Source organism: Methylocystis heyeri, from assembly GCF_004802635.2.
Lineage (GTDB): Bacteria > Pseudomonadota > Alphaproteobacteria > Rhizobiales > Beijerinckiaceae > Methylocystis > Methylocystis heyeri.
The window spans coordinates 2,176,381-2,197,789 of the sequence record NZ_CP046052.1 but is presented as its reverse complement, the minus strand read 5'-3'; the positions used below and the strand labels follow the sequence as shown (position 1 = coordinate 2,197,789).

General features: G+C 63.3%; 20 protein-coding genes. 9 read left to right on the top strand and 11 right to left on the bottom strand.

Translation table 11 applies throughout. From position 1 onward, the window contains the following. Positions 1-31 precede the first annotated feature (31 nt). The gene (locus H2LOC_RS10030) at positions 32-865 is read left to right on the top strand and encodes an amino acid kinase family protein (protein ID WP_136496273.1); all 834 of its coding nucleotides are present in this window, start codon (positions 32-34) and stop codon (positions 863-865) included. 338 nt (positions 866-1,203) lie between these two features. Here the strand turns inward: H2LOC_RS10030 and H2LOC_RS10025 are convergent, their stop codons facing one another. Together H2LOC_RS10025 and H2LOC_RS10020 are read right to left on the bottom strand one after the other, a co-directional pair. Then, positions 1,204-1,701 (bottom strand): DUF2892 domain-containing protein, encoded by a 498-nt coding sequence (locus tag H2LOC_RS10025; protein WP_202620564.1) that lies wholly within the window; start codon positions 1,699-1,701, stop codon positions 1,204-1,206. A 428-nt stretch (positions 1,702-2,129) separates the two neighbouring features. Next, positions 2,130-3,023, bottom strand: coding sequence for a LysR family transcriptional regulator (locus tag H2LOC_RS10020; RefSeq protein WP_136497062.1), 894 nt, complete (start codon positions 3,021-3,023; stop codon positions 2,130-2,132). 237 nt (positions 3,024-3,260) lie between these two features. Between H2LOC_RS10020 and H2LOC_RS10015 the strand changes: the two genes are divergently transcribed. From H2LOC_RS10015 to H2LOC_RS09995, 5 genes are read left to right on the top strand one after another with little or no spacing between them, the layout of a single operon-like run. Continuing rightward, the gene (locus tag H2LOC_RS10015; RefSeq protein ID WP_136496272.1) at positions 3,261-6,482 is read left to right on the top strand and encodes an efflux RND transporter permease subunit; all 3,222 of its coding nucleotides are present in this window, start codon (positions 3,261-3,263) and stop codon (positions 6,480-6,482) included. After that, on the top strand, positions 6,469-7,668 hold the full coding sequence (locus tag H2LOC_RS10010) for an efflux RND transporter periplasmic adaptor subunit (protein ID WP_136496271.1): 1,200 nt from the start codon (positions 6,469-6,471) through the stop codon (positions 7,666-7,668). Before H2LOC_RS10015 ends, H2LOC_RS10010 begins: the two co-directional genes overlap by 14 nt. Next, positions 7,665-9,272, top strand: coding sequence for an efflux transporter outer membrane subunit (locus H2LOC_RS10005; RefSeq protein WP_136496270.1), 1,608 nt, complete (start codon positions 7,665-7,667; stop codon positions 9,270-9,272). The genes H2LOC_RS10010 and H2LOC_RS10005 overlap by 4 nt, the downstream gene beginning before the upstream one ends. Before the next feature lie 30 nt (positions 9,273-9,302). After that, positions 9,303-9,857 (top strand): DUF6980 family protein, encoded by a 555-nt coding sequence (locus H2LOC_RS10000; protein ID WP_136496269.1) that lies wholly within the window; start codon positions 9,303-9,305, stop codon positions 9,855-9,857. 17 nt (positions 9,858-9,874) lie between these two features. Beyond that, positions 9,875-10,309: a hypothetical protein gene (locus H2LOC_RS09995; RefSeq protein ID WP_136496268.1), complete on the top strand. Its 435-nt coding sequence runs from the start codon at positions 9,875-9,877 to the stop codon at positions 10,307-10,309. A 24-nt stretch (positions 10,310-10,333) separates the two neighbouring features. Here H2LOC_RS09995 and H2LOC_RS09990 read toward each other — a convergent pair whose 3' ends face one another. Then, complete coding sequence (locus H2LOC_RS09990) at positions 10,334-12,799, bottom strand: ATP-binding protein (protein WP_136496267.1); 2,466 nt, start codon at positions 12,797-12,799, stop codon at positions 10,334-10,336. 389 nt (positions 12,800-13,188) lie between these two features. Continuing rightward, positions 13,189-13,398, bottom strand: coding sequence for a hypothetical protein (locus H2LOC_RS09985; protein ID WP_136496266.1), 210 nt, complete (start codon positions 13,396-13,398; stop codon positions 13,189-13,191). Between the two features lie 337 nt (positions 13,399-13,735). Between H2LOC_RS09985 and H2LOC_RS09980 the strand changes: the two genes are divergently transcribed. Further along, the gene (locus H2LOC_RS09980; RefSeq protein WP_136496265.1) at positions 13,736-14,791 is read left to right on the top strand and encodes a hypothetical protein; all 1,056 of its coding nucleotides are present in this window, start codon (positions 13,736-13,738) and stop codon (positions 14,789-14,791) included. A 15-nt stretch (positions 14,792-14,806) separates the two neighbouring features. On the opposite strand, the gene H2LOC_RS09975 is transcribed toward H2LOC_RS09980, so the two are convergent. Beyond that, entirely contained in the window at positions 14,807-15,076 is a 270-nt protein-coding gene (locus H2LOC_RS09975; protein ID WP_136496264.1) for a hypothetical protein, read from the bottom strand. A gap of 156 nt (positions 15,077-15,232) precedes the next feature. On the opposite strand from H2LOC_RS09975, the gene H2LOC_RS09970 reads away from it, so the two are divergent. After that, positions 15,233-15,574, top strand: coding sequence for a DUF5335 family protein (locus H2LOC_RS09970; protein WP_136496263.1), 342 nt, complete (start codon positions 15,233-15,235; stop codon positions 15,572-15,574). A 97-nt stretch (positions 15,575-15,671) separates the two neighbouring features. On the opposite strand, the gene H2LOC_RS09965 is transcribed toward H2LOC_RS09970, so the two are convergent. Both H2LOC_RS09965 and H2LOC_RS09960 read right to left on the bottom strand, forming a co-directional pair. After that, positions 15,672-16,235 carry a hypothetical protein gene (locus H2LOC_RS09965; RefSeq protein ID WP_202620563.1) on the bottom strand — a complete coding sequence of 188 codons (564 nt, stop codon included), beginning with the start codon at positions 16,233-16,235 and terminating at the stop codon, positions 15,672-15,674. A gap of 403 nt (positions 16,236-16,638) precedes the next feature. Next, a complete protein-coding gene (locus H2LOC_RS09960) occupies positions 16,639-17,064 on the bottom strand; it encodes a hypothetical protein (protein WP_136496262.1) in 426 nt (141 codons plus the stop codon). A gap of 358 nt (positions 17,065-17,422) precedes the next feature. Between H2LOC_RS09960 and H2LOC_RS09955 the strand changes: the two genes are divergently transcribed. Beyond that, positions 17,423-17,596: a hypothetical protein gene (locus tag H2LOC_RS09955; protein ID WP_154331618.1), complete on the top strand. Its 174-nt coding sequence runs from the start codon at positions 17,423-17,425 to the stop codon at positions 17,594-17,596. 194 nt (positions 17,597-17,790) lie between these two features. On the opposite strand, the gene dps is transcribed toward H2LOC_RS09955, so the two are convergent. From dps to H2LOC_RS09935, 4 genes are all read right to left on the bottom strand, one after another. Continuing rightward, positions 17,791-18,300: a DNA starvation/stationary phase protection protein Dps gene (dps, locus tag H2LOC_RS09950; protein WP_136496261.1), complete on the bottom strand. Its 510-nt coding sequence runs from the start codon at positions 18,298-18,300 to the stop codon at positions 17,791-17,793. Positions 18,301-18,536: 236 nt separating this feature from the next. Then, the gene (locus tag H2LOC_RS09945; RefSeq protein ID WP_136496260.1) at positions 18,537-18,830 is read right to left on the bottom strand and encodes a phasin family protein; all 294 of its coding nucleotides are present in this window, start codon (positions 18,828-18,830) and stop codon (positions 18,537-18,539) included. A gap of 69 nt (positions 18,831-18,899) precedes the next feature. Next, positions 18,900-19,070, bottom strand: a complete 171-nt coding sequence (locus H2LOC_RS09940) for a hypothetical protein (RefSeq protein WP_154331617.1) — start codon at positions 19,068-19,070, stop codon at positions 18,900-18,902. Positions 19,071-19,162: 92 nt separating this feature from the next. Further along, positions 19,163-21,364 (bottom strand): amylo-alpha-1,6-glucosidase, encoded by a 2,202-nt coding sequence (locus tag H2LOC_RS09935; RefSeq protein ID WP_136496259.1) that lies wholly within the window; start codon positions 21,362-21,364, stop codon positions 19,163-19,165. Between the last annotated feature and the right edge of the window lie 45 nt (positions 21,365-21,409).

Genomic DNA, 21,409 nt, shown 5'->3' with positions numbered 1-21,409 from the left:
CTTCGCGCGGAAACGCAAAGAGATCACCGCCATGTCCGACAACGCCAAAAGCATCAAGCACGTCGCTTCGCCGCTCGCGCGCCAGACCCTTCTCGACGGCGAGCTTACCCGCCCGGTCGCCGGCGGTCGCCCGATCCGGCTCCTTCCCTGGTTGCAGGTGGTCAAGATCGGCGGCAGGTCCATCATGGACCGGGGCGCCGACGCCGTCCTGCCTCTGGTGGAGGAAATCCGTAAGCTCCTCCCGGAGCACCGCCTGCTGATCCTGACCGGCGCCGGCATCCGCGCCCGCCATCTCTATGGCGTCGGCCTGGACCTCGGGCTGCCGGTGGGTTCGCTTGCCCCGCTCGCGGCCAGCGAGGCCGGCCAGAACGGCCACATTCTCGGCGCGCTGCTGGCGCCGGAAGGGGTCTCCTATGTCGAGCGCCCCACCATCGCGAACCAGCTCGCGATCCATCTGCAGGCGGCCCGCGCCGTGGTGGGGAGCGCCTTTCCGCCCTACCACCATCATGAGTTTCCGGCCTCCCGCATTCCGACCCATCGGGCGGACGTCGGAGCTTTTCTGCTCGCCGACGCGCTCGGCGCGGCCGGGCTCACCATCGTCGAGGACGTGGATGGCGTTTACACCGCAGACCCCAAGGGACCGGACGGAGAAAAGGCGCAGCTGCTCAGCGAGACGAGCGCCGCTGAACTCGCCAAGTTCCAGGGCACGCTGCCCTTCGACCCCGCGCTTATCGAGGTCATGGCGACCGCCAGGCATATCAGCCATGTTCAGATCGTAAACGGTCTCACGCCGGGCCGGCTCACGGCGGCCCTGCGCGGCGAGCATGTCGGAACCATCGTCCGCACCGGCGCGCCTTCGGCGTAGTTCGCTCCGGGGGCGACGAAGGCATTGATCCTGTAATTTCCCGTTGATCGGGAGCGGCGGCGCCCCGCCCTTCGAGACGCCCGCTACGCGGGCTCTTCAGGACGGGGCGCCGCCGCCTTTTAAAGCATCCTTCGAGGGCTTGTCGCGTTTCGCAAAAGCGCCTCAGGATGATACCGGCTCGGACCGATCGGTTCGCATTGCGAGCGAAGGGGAGCGATCCAGCCGCGCCAATCTCTCTGGATCGCCGAGGTGCTCACGCTCCGCGCAATGACGGCGCGAAGCGGATTCATTCAGACGGAAACCGTATGAGGCCGCGGGTCGGCCTCTTCCGCTTTCCCTCAGTGAGGCCGCTCGGCGGCTTCCAGCGCCTTGCGGGCGCGTTCCTCGGGCGGGCCGACCAACGCCAGCACCTCGTCGAAATCGCCCCGCACCGCCTTCAGCGCATAGCGCTCGCGCTCGATCTCCTGGGTCGTGCGGAATCCGAGCCTGCGCAGCAGCGGAAGCGGCGGACACCAGCCCTGGACCGCGTGCTGGAACAGGAAAGCCGAGACCAGGGCGGGGAGGGCCAGCCAGCGCCGCCGACCGGTCACGCCCAGAACAATTCCGGCGAAGGCAAGGGCGGAGGCGTTGGCTTCCAGCGATCTCTCGACGTCCCATTCCCGATCCAGCTCGGACAGGCGCTCGTCGATCTTGTCCGGGCGCGTCGCGAGGAAATGGACGCGGGCTATGATGTCGTCGTCGATTCGCCGGTTGAATTCCTCGGCGGTGTGGACAGGCACGCGCTCGGCGCTGCCCGGGATCGTGAAGGTTTCCTGTGTCATGCTGCGGGAACGCATGATCGGCGCGGTCTGTTCCCGGCCATTTGTTTTTGAAACGGAATAAGCCGGGTCCCCGATGCGTCTCTCTCGAAGCTGTCGGCGCCGCTCCCAAATGCCACAGGCATTGGAACCCGCACCGCCACACCTGGACGCTCTGCGAGAAGCATCATTCGGCTTCTCCACCGAAAGCGGTTCAAGTTCCCGGTGCGGAGCCGGCCAGACCGCAGGCGGGGGCGGGAGCGACGCCCGAAAATTCCCAGTCGGCGCCGGGAGATTTCGATTTCGGCGACTGACGGCTTCCGCGCGACCGTATCGATTTTTGCGGCGAACGAATAAGAAATGCCGCCCCAATCGAGCGGATTTCGTATGAACGGCTAATTTGATCGCCGCCGCCTTCATGTTGCGGCGACCAAGGTTCGTGTAAATCGGAACTGAGATGGGTCCGTCTATTTCAGCCGCTTCGCCCGTTCCTTGCAGCGAACGCCGAGCTCCGCGAAGACGCTCTCGATCCACTCGATGACGACCCTGATCCGCGCGAGATGCTTGATGTCGGAGTGGACCAGCAGCCAAAGCTCCCGCATGAGCACGGGCTCGGGGCCGCTCAGCCGCGCCAGCCCGTCGTCGTTGTCGCCGACGCAGAAGGGCATGAGCGAACGGCCGAGGCCGGCTCGAACCGCGTGAAGGGCCACGTCGGAGTCGTTCACCACAAGCGCCGGAGGCAGATCCGGCTCCTGCTTTACGGCGTCGGCCAGCCAGCGCGCGAGCGGCAGACGGCAGAGACTTTCCTCATAGGCGACCCAGGGCAGCTTCTGCGATTGCGATCCAGCCGATGCGAAGACGCCATAGGGCAGTTCGCAGAGACGGTGGGCGAGCACGCGATAATTCTGCTCGGGCCGTTCGAAGCGCAAGGCGATGTCCGCTTCCCGGTTGCTGATGCTCACATTGCGCGGATCCGCCATCATATGCAGCTGCAGCTGCGGATGAAGTTGCAGCAGACCGGGCAGTCCAGGCGTAAGGATCCGGTTCATGACCAGGGCTGCGGCAGTTAGCCGCACGCTGCCCGCGGCCCTGTCGTCGACGCCGGTCGCGACCGTCTTGATGCCGCAGACGCCGATCTCGATCTGCTCGGCATGCCGCAGGATCTCGCGCCCGATCTCGGTCAGCAGCAGCTGCCCATTGGAGCGCTCGAACAGGCGCGAGCCCAAGGCGTGCTCCACGCGGGCCACGCGCCGCGCGATCGTGGTCTCGTCGACGCGCAGCTGCCGCGCCGCCTTGGCGAGGCGGCCGCTCCTCGACAAAACGATTACATAGCGCAGGTCGTCCCAGTTCAGGTTCTGCATATTTGCAGGCATATCCTGCAAACTCGCTTCTGGCGAGGCAAATTTGTTGGTGCTAGCTTGCCGCAGGTCGAGGCGGCGCGCGAGCTCCCCCTGAAGATTCATCGGGATGACGCGCGATCCCGGTCATTCGCCCGGGCGCGGCGCCAGCCGATCGCTCGCGCATGGGCTGGCCGCGCAAGCCGGTTTCACGTCGGGAAAAGCGCGTCCCCGAAAGTCTATCCGACGAAGGACATTGAGATGCTCCAGCTCGTCCTGATCGCCTTGCGGCGCCCCTACACCTTCGTGGTCGCGGCGATTCTCATCGTCATACTCGGCGTGCTGGCTATCGTGAGGACGCCGGTCGATATCTTCCCGAGCGTCAGCATTCCGGTCATCTCGGTGATCTGGACCTATGTCGGGCTTTCGCCGGACGACATGTCCACGCGCATTCTCTATCCCTATGAGCTCGCGCTGACGGCGCTCGTCAACGATATCGACCATGTGGAGTCGCAGAGCTACAACGGCATAGGCGTCAACAAGATCTATTTTCAGCCGAAGGTCAAAGTCGATCTCGCCCTGGCTCAGGTCGGCGCGGCGGGCCAGACGGTGCTGCGCCTGTTGCCGCCGGGCGTGCAGCCGCCGCAGGTCATCGTGTTCAACGCCTCGACCGTGCCGGTGATCCAGATCGCCTTCTCGAGCGCGACGCGGACCGAGGCGGAGGTCGCCGACGCCGTCTATACGCTCATCCGCCCGCCGCTGACGACGGTGACGGGCGCGGCGGTGCCTTTTCCCTATGGCGGCAAATCGCGCCAGGTGCGCATCGATCTCAGCCAGGAGAAGCTGCTCGGCCTCGGCCTCACGGCGCAGGATGTCGTGAGCGCAGTCGAGCGACAGAACCTCATCATTCCCGCTGGAACCCAGAAGATCGGCGATTACGAATACGCCGTCCTCATCAATGACGCGCCGGCCGACGTCGCGGCGCTGAACGATTTTCCGATCAAGCGCGCGGATGGCGCAATCGTCTATCTGCGCGACGTGGCCTATGTCCACAACGGCAGCGCGCCGCAAACCAATCTCGTGCGCGTGAACGGCGAGCCCGCCGTGCTGCTGCCCGTGTTGACCTCGGGCTCCGCCTCGTCCCTGGACGTCATCAACGGCGTCAAGGCGATGCTGCCGCGGTTGAAGCTCGCGCTGCCGGACGGGATCGACATGACCGTGATCGGCGATCAGTCCGACTTCATCACCGATGCGGTGTTCAGCGTCGTGCGCGAGGCGACGATCGCCGCCGCGCTCACCGGCCTCATGATTCTGCTGTTTCTCGGCAGCTGGCGCTCGACGATCATCATCACGATCTCGATCCCGCTATCCATCCTCGCCGCGCTTTTCGCGCTGTCGGCGCTCGGCGAGACGGTGAATGTGATGACCCTCGGCGGCCTTGCGCTGGCGGTCGGTCTGCTCGTCGACGACGCGACGGTCACGATCGAGAACGTCAACCGCCACATGGAGGAGGGGGAGGCGATCGACGACGCGATCGTCAAGGCGGCGAAGGAGATCATCACGCCCGCCACCGTGTCGCTGTTTTGCATCTGCATCGTGTTCGCGCCGCTGCTGCTGCTCGGCGGCGTCGCGGGCTATCTGTTCCGGCCGCTCGCCGAAGCGGTGGTCTTCGCGATGATCGCCTCCTATCTCCTCACCTACACGCTGGTCGAGACGATGGCGCGCTATTTCCTCAGCGCGCAGCAGAAAGAGAAGCTGCGCGAGGCGAGGTTCGGACCGGCGCGGCGCGGCTTCGTTTTCGCGGCGCTGACGCGCGTGCAGACGGCGTTCGAGAGAGGTTTCGACAAGCTGCTCGACGCTTACGCGCGCCTGCTGCAGCTCGCGCTGGCGCGGCCCAGGTCTTTTGTCGCGATCTTCTTTGCGGGCGTCGCGCTCTCCTTCGCGCTGACCCCTTATCTCGGGCGCAATTTCTTTCCCGAGACCGAAAGCAGCTCCCTGCGCCTGCACGTCCGCCTTCCCACCGGAACGCGCCTCGAGCAGGCGGGCGTGCTCTGCGACCGGATCGAAGCCGAGATTCGCGAGGTACTGCCGAAAGAAGCGCTGACGAGCATCGTCGACAACATCGGCCTGCCGATCTCGGGCATCAATCTGAGCTACAATAATTCCGGCACCATCGGCACGAACGACGCGGACCTCACCCTGAGCTTCGATCCCGAGAAGGTCGCCGACGCCAGTTCTTTCGCCGAGATCCTGCGCGACCGGCTGCCGCGCGCGTTTCCGGGCGTCGTCTTTTCCTTCCTGCCGGCGGACATCGTGACGCAGATCCTCAACTTCGGTCTGCCGGCTTCGCTCGATGTCCAGATCTCGGGAAGCATGCGCGAGGAGAACCTCGCCTATCTGCAAAAGACGCTGGAGCGGGTCGCGCGCGTTCCTGGGGTCGCCGACCCGCGCCTGCAGCAGCCGGGCGATCTGCCGACGCTCTATGTCGACGTCGACCGCACGCTGGCGCAGGAGGTCGGCCTCTCGGAGCGCGACGTCACGCTCTCTCTGCAGACCATGCTCACGGGCTCGTTCCAGACCTCGCCGGCCTTCTGGCTAAACGTCAAGAGCGGCGTCTCCTATCCGATCGTCGCGATGGAGCCGCAGTTCTGGAACACCAGCCTCGACGCGCTCGGGAGCAAGCCGGTGGCCGCGGGCGAGGCGCAGCAGATCTTGAACGGCGTCGCCTCGATCCGGCGCGGCTGGAGCTCCGGCGTCGTCACGCATTTCAACACCCAGTCGTCGTTCGATCTCTATGCCGGGGTGCGCGGCCGCGACCTCGGCGCGGTGGCCGACGACGTCCAGAAAATATTGGACGACACGCGCAAGGAGGCGCCGGGAGCTTCGAATCTCGTGCTGCGCGGCCAGATCGCCACGATGCGCAGCGCCTATGCCGATCTCATGCTCGGCCTCGTCCTGGCGATCGTGTTCGTCTATCTCGTCATCGTCATCAATTTCCAATCCTGGCTCGATCCCTTCCTCATCGTCTGCGGCCTGCCGACCGCGCTCGCGGGCATCGCCTGGATGCTGTTCCTGAGCCGGACGACGATTTCCGTGCCCGCGCTGACGGGCGCGATCATGTGCATGGGGGTCGCGACGGCCAACAGCAACCTCGTCATCGCCTTCGCGCGCGAGCGGCTCGACCACGGCGACAATCCGCTGCACGCGGCGGCGGCGGCGGGCGTGACGCGGTTTCGGCCCGTGATCATGACGGCGCTGGCGATGATCATCGGCATGGCCCCGATGGCGCTCTCCGCGGAGCAGAACGCGCCGCTGGGGCGCGCGGTGATCGGCGGGCTGACCTTCGCGACCGCTGGAACGCTGTTGCTGCTGCCGGTCATGTTCAGTCTTGCGCATGATTTCTTTGGAAGACGCAAAGCGGAGCGCGCGCGTCGCGACGAACTGGACAGAGCGGAATTGGAGCAAGCGAATGCCGCATCATGAGTCTCCTCATCTCGGCGCGCCGGATCCGGCGGCGCAGGCGGAGTTTCTGCGCAAGCTGCGGCCCAGGGCTCTGATCGCCCTCGGCGTCGTCCTCACGCTCGCCGCTTTCGGCGTGTTTTCCCGGCGCGCGCGCGAGGCCGAGCTTGCGCGCGTGACGCAGGAGGCCGCGATTCCGACGGTCGAGCTCTACACGCCGACGCTCTCGACCGCCACGCAGGATCTCGTTCTGCCGGCCAATGTCGAGGCTTTCGTCGACGCGCCGATCTACGCCCGCGTCAACGGCTATCTGAAGAGCTGGAGCTATGACATAGGCGCGCGGGTCAAGGCCGGCGATGTCCTGGGCGTGATCGAGGCGCCGGATCTCAACCAGCAGGCGGAGCAGGCCAAGGGGCTGCTCGCACGCAGCAAGGCCGAGCAGAATCTCGCGCGCGCGACGGCGAAGCGTTGGACCACGCTGCGCAACGAGGCGGCCGTCTCGGCGCAAAGCGCGGACGAGAAAACCGGCAATCTCGAGGCCGCGACGGCCTCGCAGAACGCGGCCCAGGCCAATCTCGACCAGATCAACGCGCTCAAGGGCTACCTCAATCTGACTGCGCCTTTCGACGGCGTCGTCACGGCGCGCAATGTGGACGTCGGCGCCCTCATCGACGCGGGGGCAGGACGGCGCGAATTGTTTCGCGTCGCCGACATCCACAAGATGCGCATCTATGTTCGCGCGCCGCAGGCCTATGCGGCGAAGATCGCGGCAGGCCTGACCGCTCGGCTGACGCTGCCGCAATATCCAAGCCGCGAATTTTCGGCGAAAATCGTGACGACCTCCAACGCCATCGCCGCCGGCTCGCGAACCCTGCTGGTGCAGTTTCAGGCCGACAATCCCGACGGCGCCTTGTTGCCCGGGGCTTTCGGCCAGATCAGGATCGCTCTTCCGCCGGAAGGCGCGCCCCTGCTGGTGCCGGCGAGCGCGCTGGTCTTCGTCAATGCGTCGCCTCAGGTCGCGACCGTCGACGACAACGGAATCGTGCGCATGAAGTCGGTGACGATCGCGCGCGATCTCGGCGCCTCGCTCGAAATATCCGCCGGCCTTTCCTTGAAGGACCGGGTGATCCGGACGCCCTGGCAATCGGTGCATGACGGGATCGTCGTCAAGATCAAGGACGCCAAGACCAAGGAAGCAGACGCGAGATGAGGATTTTGCCGCGTTTTCTGCTCATGTCCCTGGGCGTGTCGCTCGGCGGCTGCAATCTCGCGCCCGAATACGTCCCTCCGCCCGTGGAGGTTCCGGAGAGCTTCAAGGAGGCGAAGGGGACGGCGCCTGTCGTCGTCAAGGGGTCGTCCCGCCACGAGGGCGGAACGACGACCGACGGCGGTCCGCAGTGGCTTTCCGCCGATCCCGCGGATCTGCGCCCGCGGGGACCCTGGTGGGGGCCGTTCAAGGACAAGCAGCTCGACGCGCTGGAGCGCGAGCTCGATGCGCGCAATCCAGATGTCGAAGCCGCCGTGGCGGCGATGGACCGGGCCCATGCTTTGGCCGGGAAGGCCGCCGCCGGCCTCTCGCCGACGCTCACGGCCGGCGGCCAGCTCACCGAGAACAAGGAATCGCTGCACCGCCCGCTTCGTCTCTCCGGGACCTTTCCGAGCGCCGGCGATTACGCCCGAGCGGCGCTTTCACAGGGCCTGCCCATGAACTCGCCGACCTTCTTCGGCGACAACCAGCTCACGGCGCAGTCGAGCTATGAGATCGATCTCTGGGGGCGCGTCCGCAATCTCGCGGGCGCGGGAGCGACGCAGGCGCAGGCGTCGGAAGCCGATCTCGCAGCGATCTCCTTGAGCCTACAGGCGGAGCTTGCGCGTAATTACATCGGCCTCCAGGGCCTCGACAATGAGGTCGCGCTGCAGAAGCGCATCATTGCGGCCTATGCGGGTTCGCTCGAGCTGGTGCAGAAACGCGTCCGCGGCGGCATCGCCTCGCCTGCCGACGTGACGCGGGCCCAGACGCAGCTCGACTTCGCCAAGGCGCAGCTTTCCGACATCGAGGCCCGGCGCGCGCTGCTGGAACATGCGGTCGCCATTCTCGCAGGCCGCCCGCCCGAAGGCTTCTCGCTGCCGTCGTCGCAAAGGCGGGTCGCCTCGCCGACCATTCCGCTCGGCGCGCCCTCGCAGCTTCTGGAGCGTCGTCCCGACATCGCGGCCGCCGAGCGGCGCGTCCACAGCGCCAATCTGTCGATCGGCGTCGCGCGCGCGGCTTTTTTCCCGCGCTTCACGATCAATCTTTCCGGCGGAACCCAGGACACGGGCCTGAGCCTCTTCAACGCCCGCAACAGCCTGTGGTCGGTCGGGCCGGCCGTCACCTTGCCGATTTTCGACGGCGGCGCGCATGCGGCCGATCTTCATGACGCCGAGGCCGCCTATCTCGAGGCCGTGGCGCGCTACCGCGGCGTGGTGCTGCGCGCCTATGGCGAAGTCGAGGACGCGCTTGCGCAGATCCGATATCTCGATCGTCAGGAGAAGGATATCGCCGCCGCCGTCGTCGCGGGCGGGAAGACGCTCGACGTCTCGCTCAAGCTCTACGAGGAGGGGGTCGTAACCTATGTCGAGGTGGTGACGGCGCAGTCGGACGCTTTCGCCGCCCAGCGCCAGGCGATCGCGCTGCGCACGGCGCGCCTTCAGGCGGCATTGTCGCTGATGGCGGCGCTCGGAGGCGGCTGGACCGCCCCGGTCTTTACGCCCCCCGCATCGGAGCCGCCCTGCGCGGTCTGCGAAATGGCGGCGCAAGTAGCGGAGAAATCATAGAGGTTTGCCATGAAATAGATAATTGTCGGTTTGAGCGACGACGCGGAAAAGGAGCTCATGCTGAGGGCGGCGAACCGCGGGCGCAGCCTTGAGGAAACTGCCTCCGAGATTCTGTCGGCGCCGACCAAGTGGTGGGCCTGCAATTGCGGAGGGTTGGAGCGCAGCGCCGCCGATCCGGGGAGCCCGGTCCAGTTCGACGAGGAAACGAACGAATACCACCTCGTAATGAAAGCGGATTCTTTCGAATCGAGAACGTTGATCCGTTATTGTTGTTTTTGTGGAGGCAGAGCGCCCGCATCAAAGCGGCGACAATTGTTTGAACCCGTCTCGGGCGAGGAGATTGCCCGGCTGCAGGGTATATTCAACGGAATACACACTTTTGAAGAGGCCGCTTTGTCGCTCGGCCCGCCGGATCGGGATGTTCCGGGAGGCGTGGCGCAGGCCGAAATTGACGGAAGCCGTGCGATATCCTCACGCTATGTCGTGTACAGCAAAATATCGGATAAAACAGACGTGGCGCTGACCGATAGCGGCGATGGAGAGGTTGCTATCAGCTATATCGGGAAGCCAAAAAGATCGGCCTAAATTCCGAGGAATACTGTTTGACGAAAGACCGGTTGACATTCCGCCTGACGACCGACGGGGATCAGGGCGAACTCTTCATCGAAGCAATCGTCGGCAGGTTTTCGGGCGCCGGAAGCGCTTGGTTCAATCTGGAGGCGATCGAGGACCAGCTCGCCGGCTTCGAGGCCTGTCCGATCAGCCGTCTTGTTCCGCCAAGGATCCAGGGCGGCTATTATGACTCCGGGGAGCTCGAGGAGGAGCATCTTTTCTGCTCGATCGTTCCCACAAATTCTACCGGCTCCCTGGCGTTTATGATCAGGCTCGCGACGCCCGGCCGGGTTTCCTCCGCCTGTCGCTTTTCTTTTTCGGGGGAATTCGCGACCGATTACGAACAAGCCAGACGATTTGCGAGAGAATTGAGAGCGCTTATTTCACAGGGAGGCGGCTCCTTCGTGCTTTATTCAGAGAGTTGACGGCGCAGACGCCGCGCCGTCGCATCAGATGAGCGCGTGGTCGGCCAGCTCCAGGGCGCGCCTCAGATCGTCGGTCTCGGCCGGCTTTATCAGGTGGCGGTCGAAACCCGCGGCTTCCACGGATCTTCGGGTTTCATTCTCGCCCCATCCGGTGAGCGCCACCAGCACGACGTCGCGCCCCTGTGGATGTCGCCGCATCCGCCGCGCGGTTTCGAACCCGTCCATGCCGGGCATGCCGATGTCCAGAAAAACGACTTCGGGCTTGAACTCGGCGAGAAGTTCAAGCCCCTCCAAGCCGCTGTAAGCGACCCTGACGTCGGCGTTCAGGCTTTCCACCTGCAAAGCCAGGCTGTCGGCGACGTCGCGCATGTCGTCCACGATCAGCGCACGACGCCGCGGCGCATCGGCCATGACGGCGGTGTCCTGCCGAGCCGTCTTCTCCTCCGCGACCTCGGCCGCGAGCGGCAGGCGGACCAGGAACCGGCTCCCCTGACCCTCTCCCTTGCTTTCCGCCGTGACCTCGCCGCCATGCAGGCGCACCAGGTCCCGCACCAGAGCGAGGCCTATGCCCAGCCCGCCCTGAGCGCGGCCGATGGTGCGATCGATCTGCGCGAAGAGGTCGAAGACATGGGTGAGCATGTCCGCGGGGATTCCGATGCCGGTGTCGGCGACTGTCATGACCGCCTCACAGCCCCGGCGTTCCACCCCGAGCTCGATGCGGCCTCCGGGATCGGTGTATTTGGCGGCGTTGTTGAGCAGATTGGAGACGACCTGGGCGATACGGACCGGGTCCGCTTCGATCCACAGCGGTTCGGCGGGCAGAGCGAGCCGGAACTCGAGCTTGCGCGCTTCGATGAGCTGGCGGCAGGCTTCGGCGGCGTTGGAGACGACGTTATTCAAATCCAGCCGCTCATATTTCAGCTCTATAACGCCGCGGCTGATGCGCGAGACTTCAAGCAGATCGTCGACCAGACGCACGAGATGCTCGACCTGCCGCTCCATTATGCCTTGTATTTTTTCCACCCCAGGCCCCTGGCGCCCGGTCCTGCGCAGCACGTCCAGCCCTGCGCGCAGCGGCGCCAGCGGGTTGCGCAGCTCATGCGCGAGCATGGCCAGGAACTCGTCCTTGCGGCGGTCGGCTTCCTTGAGCCTTGCGGTGGCTTCCTGAAGCCTTTCCTCGGCCTGCACGCGCTGGGTGTCGTCTATGGCGATGCCGCCGACATATGTTTCGTCGTCGTAGCCCGTGATTATCGGGAATTTGCTCACCAGGAAGTGACGCCTCGCCCCGGAATGATCGACGAGATATTCCCTGGTCGTAAGTCCGACGGCGTCTTCGAGCGCGAGACGATCGTTTTTTGCGTAGAGGGCCGCAGCTTCCGCGCCAAAAAGTTCTTCGTCGGTCCTGCCGAGGATCTGGTCCAGGCTCTTGCCCGCGATTTTCGAGAGCGCTTCATTTGCAAAAATAAAGCGGCCTTGCTCATCCTTGATCCAGGCGTTGCCGCTCAAATGACTCATGAAGCTGGAGAAGCGTTCTTCGCTCTGGCGCAGCGCGGTTTCCATGCGCAGGCGGCTGATGGCCAGGGAGATCAGATTGCCGGCCGCATCCATCACTTCCATTGCGGCGGGTTCGAATTTGGCTTGCTTGCGATCGGCGAAAGTCAGCGTTCCGAGGATGCGCCCCTGTTCGAGCAAAGGACGGCAGTAGCAGCAATTGACTCCAAAGGATTGCAGCAGCTGGTCCTGCGGGCAATTCAAGGGGTTGGGGTTTCGGCCGGCGTCGCCGCCGAATTCGGTGAGACGGCTGCAGGCGGCCCTGGCGCAATCGAGCGCCCGCATGGCTGAGACTTCCTGTTCGGAAAGTCCTCCGCAAGCGTTGAGATATTGCCGCTCCGATTGCTCGTCGAACAGGAAGTTGAAAAACACGTCACATCCCACGAAGCCGATGATGTCCCGGCACATTTCGCCGACGACGATGGAAGGATCGTGGCCTTGGAGCAGGCGCATCGCCGTCCTCGAGAGCAGCTGGTCGCGCGCTGCGCTCCATTCGAGCGCCTTCCTGGCCGCTACGGCTTTGATCGCGCGGATCTGGGCGCGGTAGAGCAATTCGACGATGCCGACGGTCAAGACATTGCTGCCCAGGAAAAACGCGAGGTTGATCCAGTCGCTCGAACCGACGAGAGGCACGAAAAATCCGTGCAGGGCGAAGGCGCTGAAGAGCGTCGCAGCTATGCCGCTCGGCCAGCCGCCGAAAACGGCGGCGAAAGCGATGAACGGAAAAAAGGTCACATAGGGGACCTTGACCGTTCCGTATCCAACCAGCGCGACGCGAACCAGCACGCCAATGGCGGCGAACAGCGCGCCCATCGCAACGCTGAGCCCTATCGCGGACCGCGTGCGCTTCATGAGCCGGACAAAGAAGCTCTCGAAGGCCCTCATTTGCGGCGCCGCCTGCCGCTCCAACCCGAAAAAGCCGTGGTAAAGCTTGATCAACTCCAATTCCTTACGCGCGTGGCGTTCAATCAATTCTTATTGCCCAAACGGTCTGCAATGCAATCTTTGTATGGCGCCTCGCCTGCGTCCAAATGCGCAGGCGAACGCAGGCTGTGCAGCGTTCGAAGCGGCGACAGCGCGCCGAAACGGCGCCGCCGCGTCGCGGTGGACCAACAAAGTGCGAGCCAAATCAACGCCGGCCGTGGCTTTTCGCTGCGAGCCTCGCCTCGGCGGCTTCGCCGCAAAAGGCGGGCGCCGTTCTTCATCCGATGGCGGAGCGTTTACGCAGATCGACTCGCCCTGGGGGCGGGCCAGGCAATATCAATGGCTTGAAACGGGACAGCGCTGGCCGCGCCGTCAATCGCGAAAAGCGTTTTCGGAAGTCGCCTTCAGGCTTCCTGTCTGCGGGCGATTGCGCCGGCGCGTTCCAGAATTTCGTCCGGCGTCTCGGTGACGTAAAGCGTCACGTCCTTGTCGCCGGACACCAGCCATATCAGCGCGCCCTTCTTGTGGGATTCTATCGCGCTGGTGTTCACGAGATTCACGAATACGGCTTTGCCGGTGTCCTGGGAGGTCAATTTTATCCATTCGCAACTCATGAGCGATTCCTCCGGTCCAAAATTGGAACGGGGGAATATGAACGCAGGCGTGTGACAATTTTAAGCTCTGGCGGCGCCGGACGGCCGAGCGGCCCTGGCCGCTGTCGTTCGTTCCTCCGGGCCGCTGAAAATCGCGGGGTTTCCGTTGCGCCGCGCGAGTTCCCGGGGCTTGTATGAAAGCGCGAGGCAAGGCATTTAGAGCGCTTGGGCGAGGGCCGACACGCTCTTGCGATGAGAATGCGCTTCAATTCCGTGGCGCGGCGCGATCTTTCGAGCCATTCGGTTCGAGCGGGCGCGCCGGCGCCTCTCCGCCGCCGCGGCGGTCAGGGCTCGGCAAATGAAATTCTTCGTTGACGCGGACACAGGCGATTCGATTTCCGGGTGGGTTGTCCTCGACAACCCCTCCGCGACGCCGTCTTTCATCGTCCAGATCCCCGGCCGCGCCGAAACCCGGTTCGACGCCAATGTCGTGCGCCCGGACATCCGGGACGTCGGCATGAGCGCGACGGATCGGGTCGGTTTCAACCTGAATGTCGAGCATGTGGCCGATTTGCCCGAGCTCGCCGACGTCACGATATTGGAAGCCGGGAGAGGCCTTCCGATTTACAGGCGGTTTACGAGCGAAGACAAGATCGAGAAGAGATTCTACCTGTTCGACGCGGCGGTCATACCACAGCAGCATATTTATGAAGCGATAGAGAAGAGATTTGCTCTCGCCTATCGAAGCTGCGAGCGTTACGGTCTCGAGACGATCATTTCGCTGCTGACCAATCCGACCAGCGAATCCATGTTTGCGGCGGGCAAGCTGGGCCACAGATATGATTATTTCCTCACGCAGAAGAATTTCATTCGCGCCGCGTTGCTGCGCGAGCCTCACGAGGATTTGGCGGAAAGGCTGCTTCTGCTGAGCCTCGCCGTCAAAACCAGGAAAGAGTCGGTCATCCAGCAATATTTTCCCCAAGGGGAGCAGCTTCTCGATTTCGTGCGGGATCTCTCGCTGGATAATCCCAGGCAGTTGAGAGCGGCCTTCGGCGATCTTCCCGAGCGGCAGCGCGACGCCCTTTTGAGTCCGGTGACAAGGACGCTCGCCTGCGATTTCGGCGAGCCGCCGCGCGAAATGCATATTGCGACCGCGCTCGACAATCTCGCCACGCTCGACCTTGTGGGGACGCGCGAACATTTCGGGCTCTTCAAGGATTTGCTGAGCGAAATCGCGGGAGTCGATCTGCTCGGCGATTGCGAGATTTCGGCGTTCGGACAGGTCAGGGAACTCGCCGAGACGCTCAAGAAGATAAGCGCCGTCGCCGATTTGATCCATGAGGATCTCGCACTCTACGCCTTGGTGACCAACGCGATCGAGGAAGGCCGGCAGAACGTCGAGCAAAACCAGTAGAGGCGGCGACGAAATTCACGAGGTGGAGATCGAACCGCCCTGGGCCGACTCGAAAATCACCAGATCCGCAACGCCGAAATCATTGGCGCAACCGCAATTCGGGCATTGAACATGGAAGGCCGCGCTTCCGCCGAGGCTGATCGCGCCGGAGTTCGTCGGCTCGTCCAAAATCGCGAAATGCCGGCGGCAGGCGCTGCAGGCGAAGCCCAGATACCAGCCGCCAGGGCGAAGGCTCTCCTTGGCGACGACGTCGAAGTCCCCTTTGAATTCGATGGCTCTCTGCATCCCGCGCCCTGACGGATAAAACGCCGCGACAGGCTTCTGTCGATTATCAATTCGTTTGCGGGGCTCGCCGTTCCCATGTCCACGGCAGGGAACGTCGCGAGAAAACGCGGGTTTTCCATTTGGGCGAGCGGTCTCGTCCGATCGGAGGGAAGCGCCGTGACGCTCAGAAAGCTCGACAAAGCCGAATGGGGCGCGTTTTTCCAAAATCTCACGCGGGCGCTTCAAGGAGCGCAAGCCGAAATCGACGTCATGTCCTTGTCGATCGGCGCTCAGGCGCAGACGGGCTGGCGGCCTCTTTTCGGATTGGCTTACGATGAGAAGGACGATGTGCTGGAGGTGGCTCTCGAAGGCCTCGACCACCTCATCCCGAAGCCGGTCGAAATTTTCTTCGACGACCAGGCGGGCATGATCGGCAGCCTGGAGGTCACGGACCGCGCCGAGGTCAAGCAGATCGTCAAGTTCAGACAGCCTCTCGCGCTGGCGGGCGAGTCCCGATAGCGGCGCCTGCGGCTTGAACTTCCGGCTGGATCGGAGAGCCTCGGCGACGCTTTCGCCCGCGCATTACAGATGCGCGAGCGAAGCGAAGGCCTCGGGCTCAGTAGCCCCACCAGGGGCCGAAGGGATATTGCGGGCTCTCGGCGAGCGCGGCCGGGTTGATCCGCCGCGAGGCGTAACGCGCCGGTCGGCTCCTGTTGGCGGTTATCGTCCGTGTTTCGCCCTCGCCGCACAAGCGATAGCCCATGCTCGCGAGCTGCATGCCCGAGAGCTTCATCAGCGGACCGGGAACCCTGCCGCCCGAGGACATCACATGGGCGATAAACAGGCGGCGCAGCGCCGGCTTGTAGGATCTCGCGAACAGATCGGTCAGTTCCGGGCTGACCACTCCCGCGTTCGGCGCGCCGACCCAGGGAGCATGGAATCCAAAGACGGCCTGCGGCGAAACGCAAGCCCGGCGCGCGGCCAGGAACAGAGTGCAAGAGGAATCGCACTCCACCGCCCCGATCCGGATCGGCTCCCCGCGCGCTTCAGCCACGGCGAGCCTGTGCGTGTAGCTCGCAATCTGTCCGCCCGGATCATTGTTGACGACATCGAGGGCGCTCGCCGGCGATGAGGCCAGTACAAACGCTATCACTCCTGCAAGACCTATTGATCGCAGCATTCTCGTTTCCTTAAGGAGGTGTGGCGCAGGCCTTCGCTCGGCGCCGCTTCGCCAATTATGTCTTCGGCCGGAATGTCGCTGGAGCGCATCCCGCGAGCGCACTGCGATGCAAATGCCCGCCAGCTTTCGCCACGATGCGCTCACAGCGCACGTCGTGCCTCCCGCGGCCGAGGGAGCGTTTCAAACGCGGCTCCTTCCGGCCAGCTTAAGTCTGTTTGTGCGGGTCTATTTTGGCGACAAAAAGGCGCCGCTGCGCATAAACTATTGCTGTAGAACAATATTTCTTGACCTGAGCAATGACGGCCAAGGCTTCGCGGGGCTTGCCTCGGAAAGGCTCGAGCCCCGGAAGGGCTCGAATACCAGTATGTCGGCGCTTCGCTCTGAAGAGGCGCCGAGAGCCCTGCTATTCGATTATGCTGCTCGAATAGCGGAGGGATCGTTCCATGTCGGGATGGCGGCGCTTCAGACTTTCGAGGCCCTCGTCGCCGATCAGCGCGTCGGCGTGGGAGAAGACCTCGGTCATCAACTCGTCGATCTGGCTCCTGCTCAGGCCGAGGTTCTTCAACTTGCCTTCGAGGGCGAGCGTATCCAGGCGGCCTTCGCCCTGGAAGCTGTGCGAAGCCGCCATGAAGGTGGTCAGCCCGCCGTCGGAAGCGGCCAGAGCGGACATGACCGCTTCATGCGCGGCGGAGGAGTCGTCGATCAATTTCCCGATCCGGCTTTGGGGCGCCTGATCGCGCAGGAACAGCAGCACGGACCCGACGGCGCGTCGCGCCACTGCAAGGTCCGTGGACGTCAGCTCTGCAACTCGCTCGATGAGCTTATGCATCTCGTCTCTCCCAGGTTTTGCGTGCCCTCAGAAATGCGTTGATTTCAGACGCGGACAAGAGGCTGCATCCAGTTTGAATCCGGCGTTCGCCGAAGTGGCGCCAAACAGCTCTGCTCGGCTCTTTGCCGGAAAGACGCCTGCGCTGCTGCATGGCGTGCGTACTTCCCCCGACTGTCTGAAATCAAAGCGCTTACTAAATCGAATCTCCTCAACGGCGATATCCGGCAGTCGCTGGAGCGCTTTCCGGAAAGATAAAACGTTCTAGCGACAAGAAAGCGCAAGATAAGACGAGTGAAGCGCATTCTGCTCACGAAGACCTGCCTGGCTTTGCAAAATGCGCTTTGAAGGAGAGCAAAAAATGAACAATCCCTTCGATTACCCCGGTTGGCCAAAAAACTTCGGCCAGTTCGCAGCGGCCCCCACCATCATCAGCGCGGCGATAGGCCTTATAGGCATAGGCTTGTTCTCAGCCACGGAAGGCGCCGCGTTGAAAGCAATCCGCTTCATGCTGTTCGACGAGCCTTTCGCTTGAGTTTCCTCGACGACGAATCCCCTGTTTCATTTGGGTAGCCGGCCTGTTCCGGCGCGTGCGTTCCCAGGGCGAAGCCGATCGCCCCGGGATCGTCCCTGATCGGTCCTGCGCTTTACCCCCCTCCCGCTACGAGCCCATGGCCCATTGACGGAAAGCTTCAGGAGCAGCGCGAGCGCGCCCGCGCGGCCCTTGCGTCAAGGAACGATATGGGCTTCCAGGAACCACAGATCCTTGTCGAGAACCCGCGAGAAGCCGACGAGTATGTCGGAGGTGTCGTCGTCTCCGGCTTCGTCCGAGGTCTCGATCCCTGCGCGCACGGAATTGGCGACCTGTCCATAGCGTTCGGCGAGCGCCTGGAGATGATCCTCGATCGTCGATATATCGAGCGGGTAGGGTTTGAGCGTCGTCGCCTTTGCGACCGATTGCGGCGTTCCGAGCGCGACGCCGCCGAGCTGCACGACGCGTTCGGCTATCGTATCGACATGCTCGTCGATCTGGCTGCGGAACCCGTCGATCATCTCATGGATCGCGATGAATTCCCTGCCGCGCAAATTCCAGTGAGCCTGCTTGGTGATCAAGGCGAGGTCTATCGCCTCGGCCAGCCGGGCGTTGAGTAGCTCGATGACCGTGGCTTTGGAGTTCGACGGCAGATCGTTCCGCGTTTGATGCAGCTTCGTCGCGGCATTCTCCCGACCTTTGTTCATAGCGAGAGCTCCGTTTGGATTTGAGGCTCGAATATAAGGAAGCAGGAAGAAAACAGCGCCCTGCCGTCACAGGATTTAGAGCGCATTCCGCAAAAGTCGGCAGGCTCGCACGACGGGAACGCATTCGACCGAACGATTGCGTCACATCCGAATACGCGCGTTTCGGAGGCCGTCGCCGCGCGCGGGTCGTCCGCTGCGTCGAACCGGGCCGGCTTTGTGGTCATGCGGGCGGAAACTCAGTCTCCCAGATTGGGAACCACCTCATCCTCGCCGGGTGGGCCGCCCTGGGCCGCTTCGGATAGTTCCTCGATCTGTTCGGTCAAGGTCTCGAACTGGTCGCGCGTCTTGTTGACGACGACCTCCGGGATGCTCGACGGTGAAGTCGAAGCCCGGGCGAGATCGCTGAAGAAATTCACGCTCGCCAGGAAATTGTCCGCCGAGAACTGGAGCAGCTTGGCGTTCAGCGCCTGAGCGTGCAGCAGCAGGGCCCAGTAGGGGTTTCGCTCGAGATTGAAAGCGTCGGTGTTCATCGTGGTCGCCTCTCCGCCACCCACCCCTTTACAGATGGCATTGTAAACCTGTTTTCATCGTGCGGGAGTCTATTTTAGCGGCAGCACGTCCTTGCCGACTTCCGGCGAGCTGAGGCCGCCGGAGTAGGGGCCGAGCCAATCCACGAATTTGAAGAACATGAACACAGCAAAAAGGATCGCGCAGGCCACTGCGGCAAGCTGGATAAATACCGTGTCGTCACGATGAGTGTGTTCCTTCATGGCTTCGATTCCGTTGCAACGGCTGCGCAGCTCCGCCTTCTTCGAATTTTTCTAGCTAGGCCTCGCTCTTCCCGGGTCAAGAACGCCGGCGGTCACAACCTGACTTCCACCCGAGCCGGTCCGGTGGCCTTCGTGACGCTTACCGATACTTCGCCGTCATACCGTCTGAGCAATATGTCCAGTCTCGCATCCCCGACCGCGAGGGAGCGGATGGCGAGCTGATCCAGAAAGGCCGGAAGCTTGGGCTTGCGGAAGCGAATGCACTCGGCCGCGTAATCGATCTCGACGCCGAGGCTCGCCTGGATGAATGCAAAGGGCGCCGCCGAAGACCATGCCTGCGGCGCGCAGGCGACGGGATAAAGTGTCGGCGCTTTTCCCCTCGTGCGCTGGAAGCCGCAGAAAAGCTCGGGAAGGCGACGCAGATCCATGTAGCATGCGGCGTCGAACTGCGCGGTGAAAAGCTGCTGGAGCTCCTGCTTCAGTCCATAGCGGGCAAGACCGAGGCCGATCATCGCGTTGTCGTGAGGCCAGATCGAACCGTTGTGGTAGGACATGGGATTGTAACGGGATTCCCCCGCAGCTATCGTTCTGACGCCCCAGCCGGAAAAGAACGGTCTGCTCAAGAGCTGCTCGCCGACTCTTTTGCCGCGCGCGTCCGAAGCGATGCCGGAGAACAGCAGATGCCCCGCATTGGACGAGCGAACTTCGCAGCGCCTCTTTTCGCCGTCGAGAGCTATGGCGTAGAATCCGAGCGCATCCGACCAGAAGCTTTCGTCGAATCGCGCCTTGAGCTCCTCCGCCTCCCGCATCAGACGAGCCGATTGCGCGGTGAAGCCGATTACGGCCGCCAGCCTCGCCGCATGGCGCTTCGCCGCATACACATAGCCCTGTACCTCGCAAAGCGCGATCGGCCCATGCGCGAGCGAACCGTCGGCGTGGAAGATGGAGTCGGACGAATCCTTCCACCCCTGATTGACCAGCCCGCTTTCATCCTGCCGGAAATATTCGACGAATCCGTCGCCGTCGCGATCGCCATATTTGTCGATCCATCTGAGCGCGTCCTCCACGCGAGGCCATAAATCGGCGATCGTCTTGAGGTCGCCGGTGCGCTCGAAGTAAAGACCGGCCAGAATGACGAACAAGGCCGTGCCGTCGACGGAGCCGTAGTAGCGTGCGAAAGGAACCTCTCCCAGCCGCGCCATTTCTCCGCGCCTGATTTCGTGCACGATCTTGCCCGGCTCGGCTTCCGCCTCCGGCCTCACCGAGGTCGCCTGCGTTGCGGCGAGATATTTGAGAACCCCCCTGGCGATCGAGGGGTCGATCCACAGAATCTGCATCGCCGTTATGAGCGCGTCGCGCCCGAAGATGGTGCTGAACCAGGGAACGCCCGCGTAAGGAAACGGCCCGTGTTGCGTATGCGTGACCAGCATGAAGAGATCGGCCGCCGATTGACGCAGAACCTCGTTGAAGACCTGGTTCGAGGTTTCGATCTCCGCCGCTCCGGCGGCGAGCGACCTGAGTTCGCGCCTCGCGCGCTTCATGTTGAAGAAAAAACTGCGCGCAGCTTCGCGGGGATGCTCTTTTCCCTCGGCGCAATTGATCGAGAAAAACACCGAGTCGCGGCCGCCTTTGGCGAGGTCGAGTTGATACAGCGCGCTGCCGTTGGTCAATTTCACTGGAGCGGGATCGAAGATCGCCGTCGTTCTCCTGACCACGCCGTCGAGCCCGTGATAGGAGATGACGATGCGATCGCTTTCGGCGGCGAACTCCTTGTGGCCGCGGCGCGGACGACTGTTCCCGCGCACTTCAAAAATATCGGAGAAATCGGCGCCGAAGAGAATCTCGAGGTCTATTCTGGGATTGGTCGCGTCGTAATTCCTGAGCCCCAGACGCTCGAAACAGGCGCCGCCCCACAGGAACTTCGACCTGACGATATGCACCATGTCGCGCTGCAGGACCAGAAGATCATTGTCTATGATGTCGGGGTTGGTGAGATCGACGCTGAGCGCAGCGTTATTGTCCTCGACCTTGGAGCTCAAGAACAGCGGGCGCTGGCCATTGACCAGGATCGTGAGGCTGGAGAGGTAGCGCGTGTCGTTGTGGTAGAGGCCTTCCGGGCTGCTTTCGCCGGGTATGATGTCTCCGTAACGGTCGAAAACGCCGAAGGTGTCCCCGTGCTTGAGGACGCGCGTTCTCCGCTCCAGAAGCGACGCCGTCGCAGCGATGTAGAACTGCACCGGGAGGGCGTCGGGCGCCGGTTTGACGCCCAGATGTTTGGCCGAGGGCTCATTCATCGGACATCCGCCTTTTTGAACAAGGCCGCGCCGCCGAACAGGGCA

Bases quoted from the DNA above. Each gene is read 5' to 3' on its own strand.
- H2LOC_RS09985 (WP_136496266.1), bottom strand. From the start codon at position 13,398: ATGAGTTGCGAATGGATAAAATTGACCTCCCAGGACACCGGCAAAGCC.
- H2LOC_RS10025 (WP_202620564.1), bottom strand. From the start codon at position 1,701: ATGCGTTCCCGCAGCATGACACAGGAAACCTTCACGATCCCGGGCAGC.
- H2LOC_RS10005 (WP_136496270.1), top strand. From the start codon at position 7,665: ATGAGGATTTTGCCGCGTTTTCTGCTCATGTCCCTGGGCGTGTCGCTC.
- H2LOC_RS09980 (WP_136496265.1), top strand. From the start codon at position 13,736: ATGAAATTCTTCGTTGACGCGGACACAGGCGATTCGATTTCCGGGTGG.
- H2LOC_RS09940 (WP_154331617.1), bottom strand. From the start codon at position 19,070: ATGAAGGAACACACTCATCGTGACGACACGGTATTTATCCAGCTTGCC.
- dps (WP_136496261.1), bottom strand. From the start codon at position 18,300: ATGAACAAAGGTCGGGAGAATGCCGCGACGAAGCTGCATCAAACGCGG.
- H2LOC_RS09955 (WP_154331618.1), top strand. From the start codon at position 17,423: ATGAACAATCCCTTCGATTACCCCGGTTGGCCAAAAAACTTCGGCCAG.
- H2LOC_RS10030 (WP_136496273.1), top strand. From the start codon at position 32: ATGTCCGACAACGCCAAAAGCATCAAGCACGTCGCTTCGCCGCTCGCG.
- H2LOC_RS10010 (WP_136496271.1), top strand. From the start codon at position 6,469: ATGCCGCATCATGAGTCTCCTCATCTCGGCGCGCCGGATCCGGCGGCG.
- H2LOC_RS10020 (WP_136497062.1), bottom strand. From the start codon at position 3,023: ATGCAGAACCTGAACTGGGACGACCTGCGCTATGTAATCGTTTTGTCG.
- H2LOC_RS09945 (WP_136496260.1), bottom strand. From the start codon at position 18,830: ATGAACACCGACGCTTTCAATCTCGAGCGAAACCCCTACTGGGCCCTG.
- H2LOC_RS09975 (WP_136496264.1), bottom strand. From the start codon at position 15,076: ATGCAGAGAGCCATCGAATTCAAAGGGGACTTCGACGTCGTCGCCAAG.
- H2LOC_RS10015 (WP_136496272.1), top strand. From the start codon at position 3,261: ATGCTCCAGCTCGTCCTGATCGCCTTGCGGCGCCCCTACACCTTCGTG.
- H2LOC_RS09965 (WP_202620563.1), bottom strand. From the start codon at position 16,235: ATGCTGCGATCAATAGGTCTTGCAGGAGTGATAGCGTTTGTACTGGCC.
- H2LOC_RS09960 (WP_136496262.1), bottom strand. From the start codon at position 17,064: ATGCATAAGCTCATCGAGCGAGTTGCAGAGCTGACGTCCACGGACCTT.
- H2LOC_RS09935 (WP_136496259.1), bottom strand. From the start codon at position 21,364: ATGAATGAGCCCTCGGCCAAACATCTGGGCGTCAAACCGGCGCCCGAC.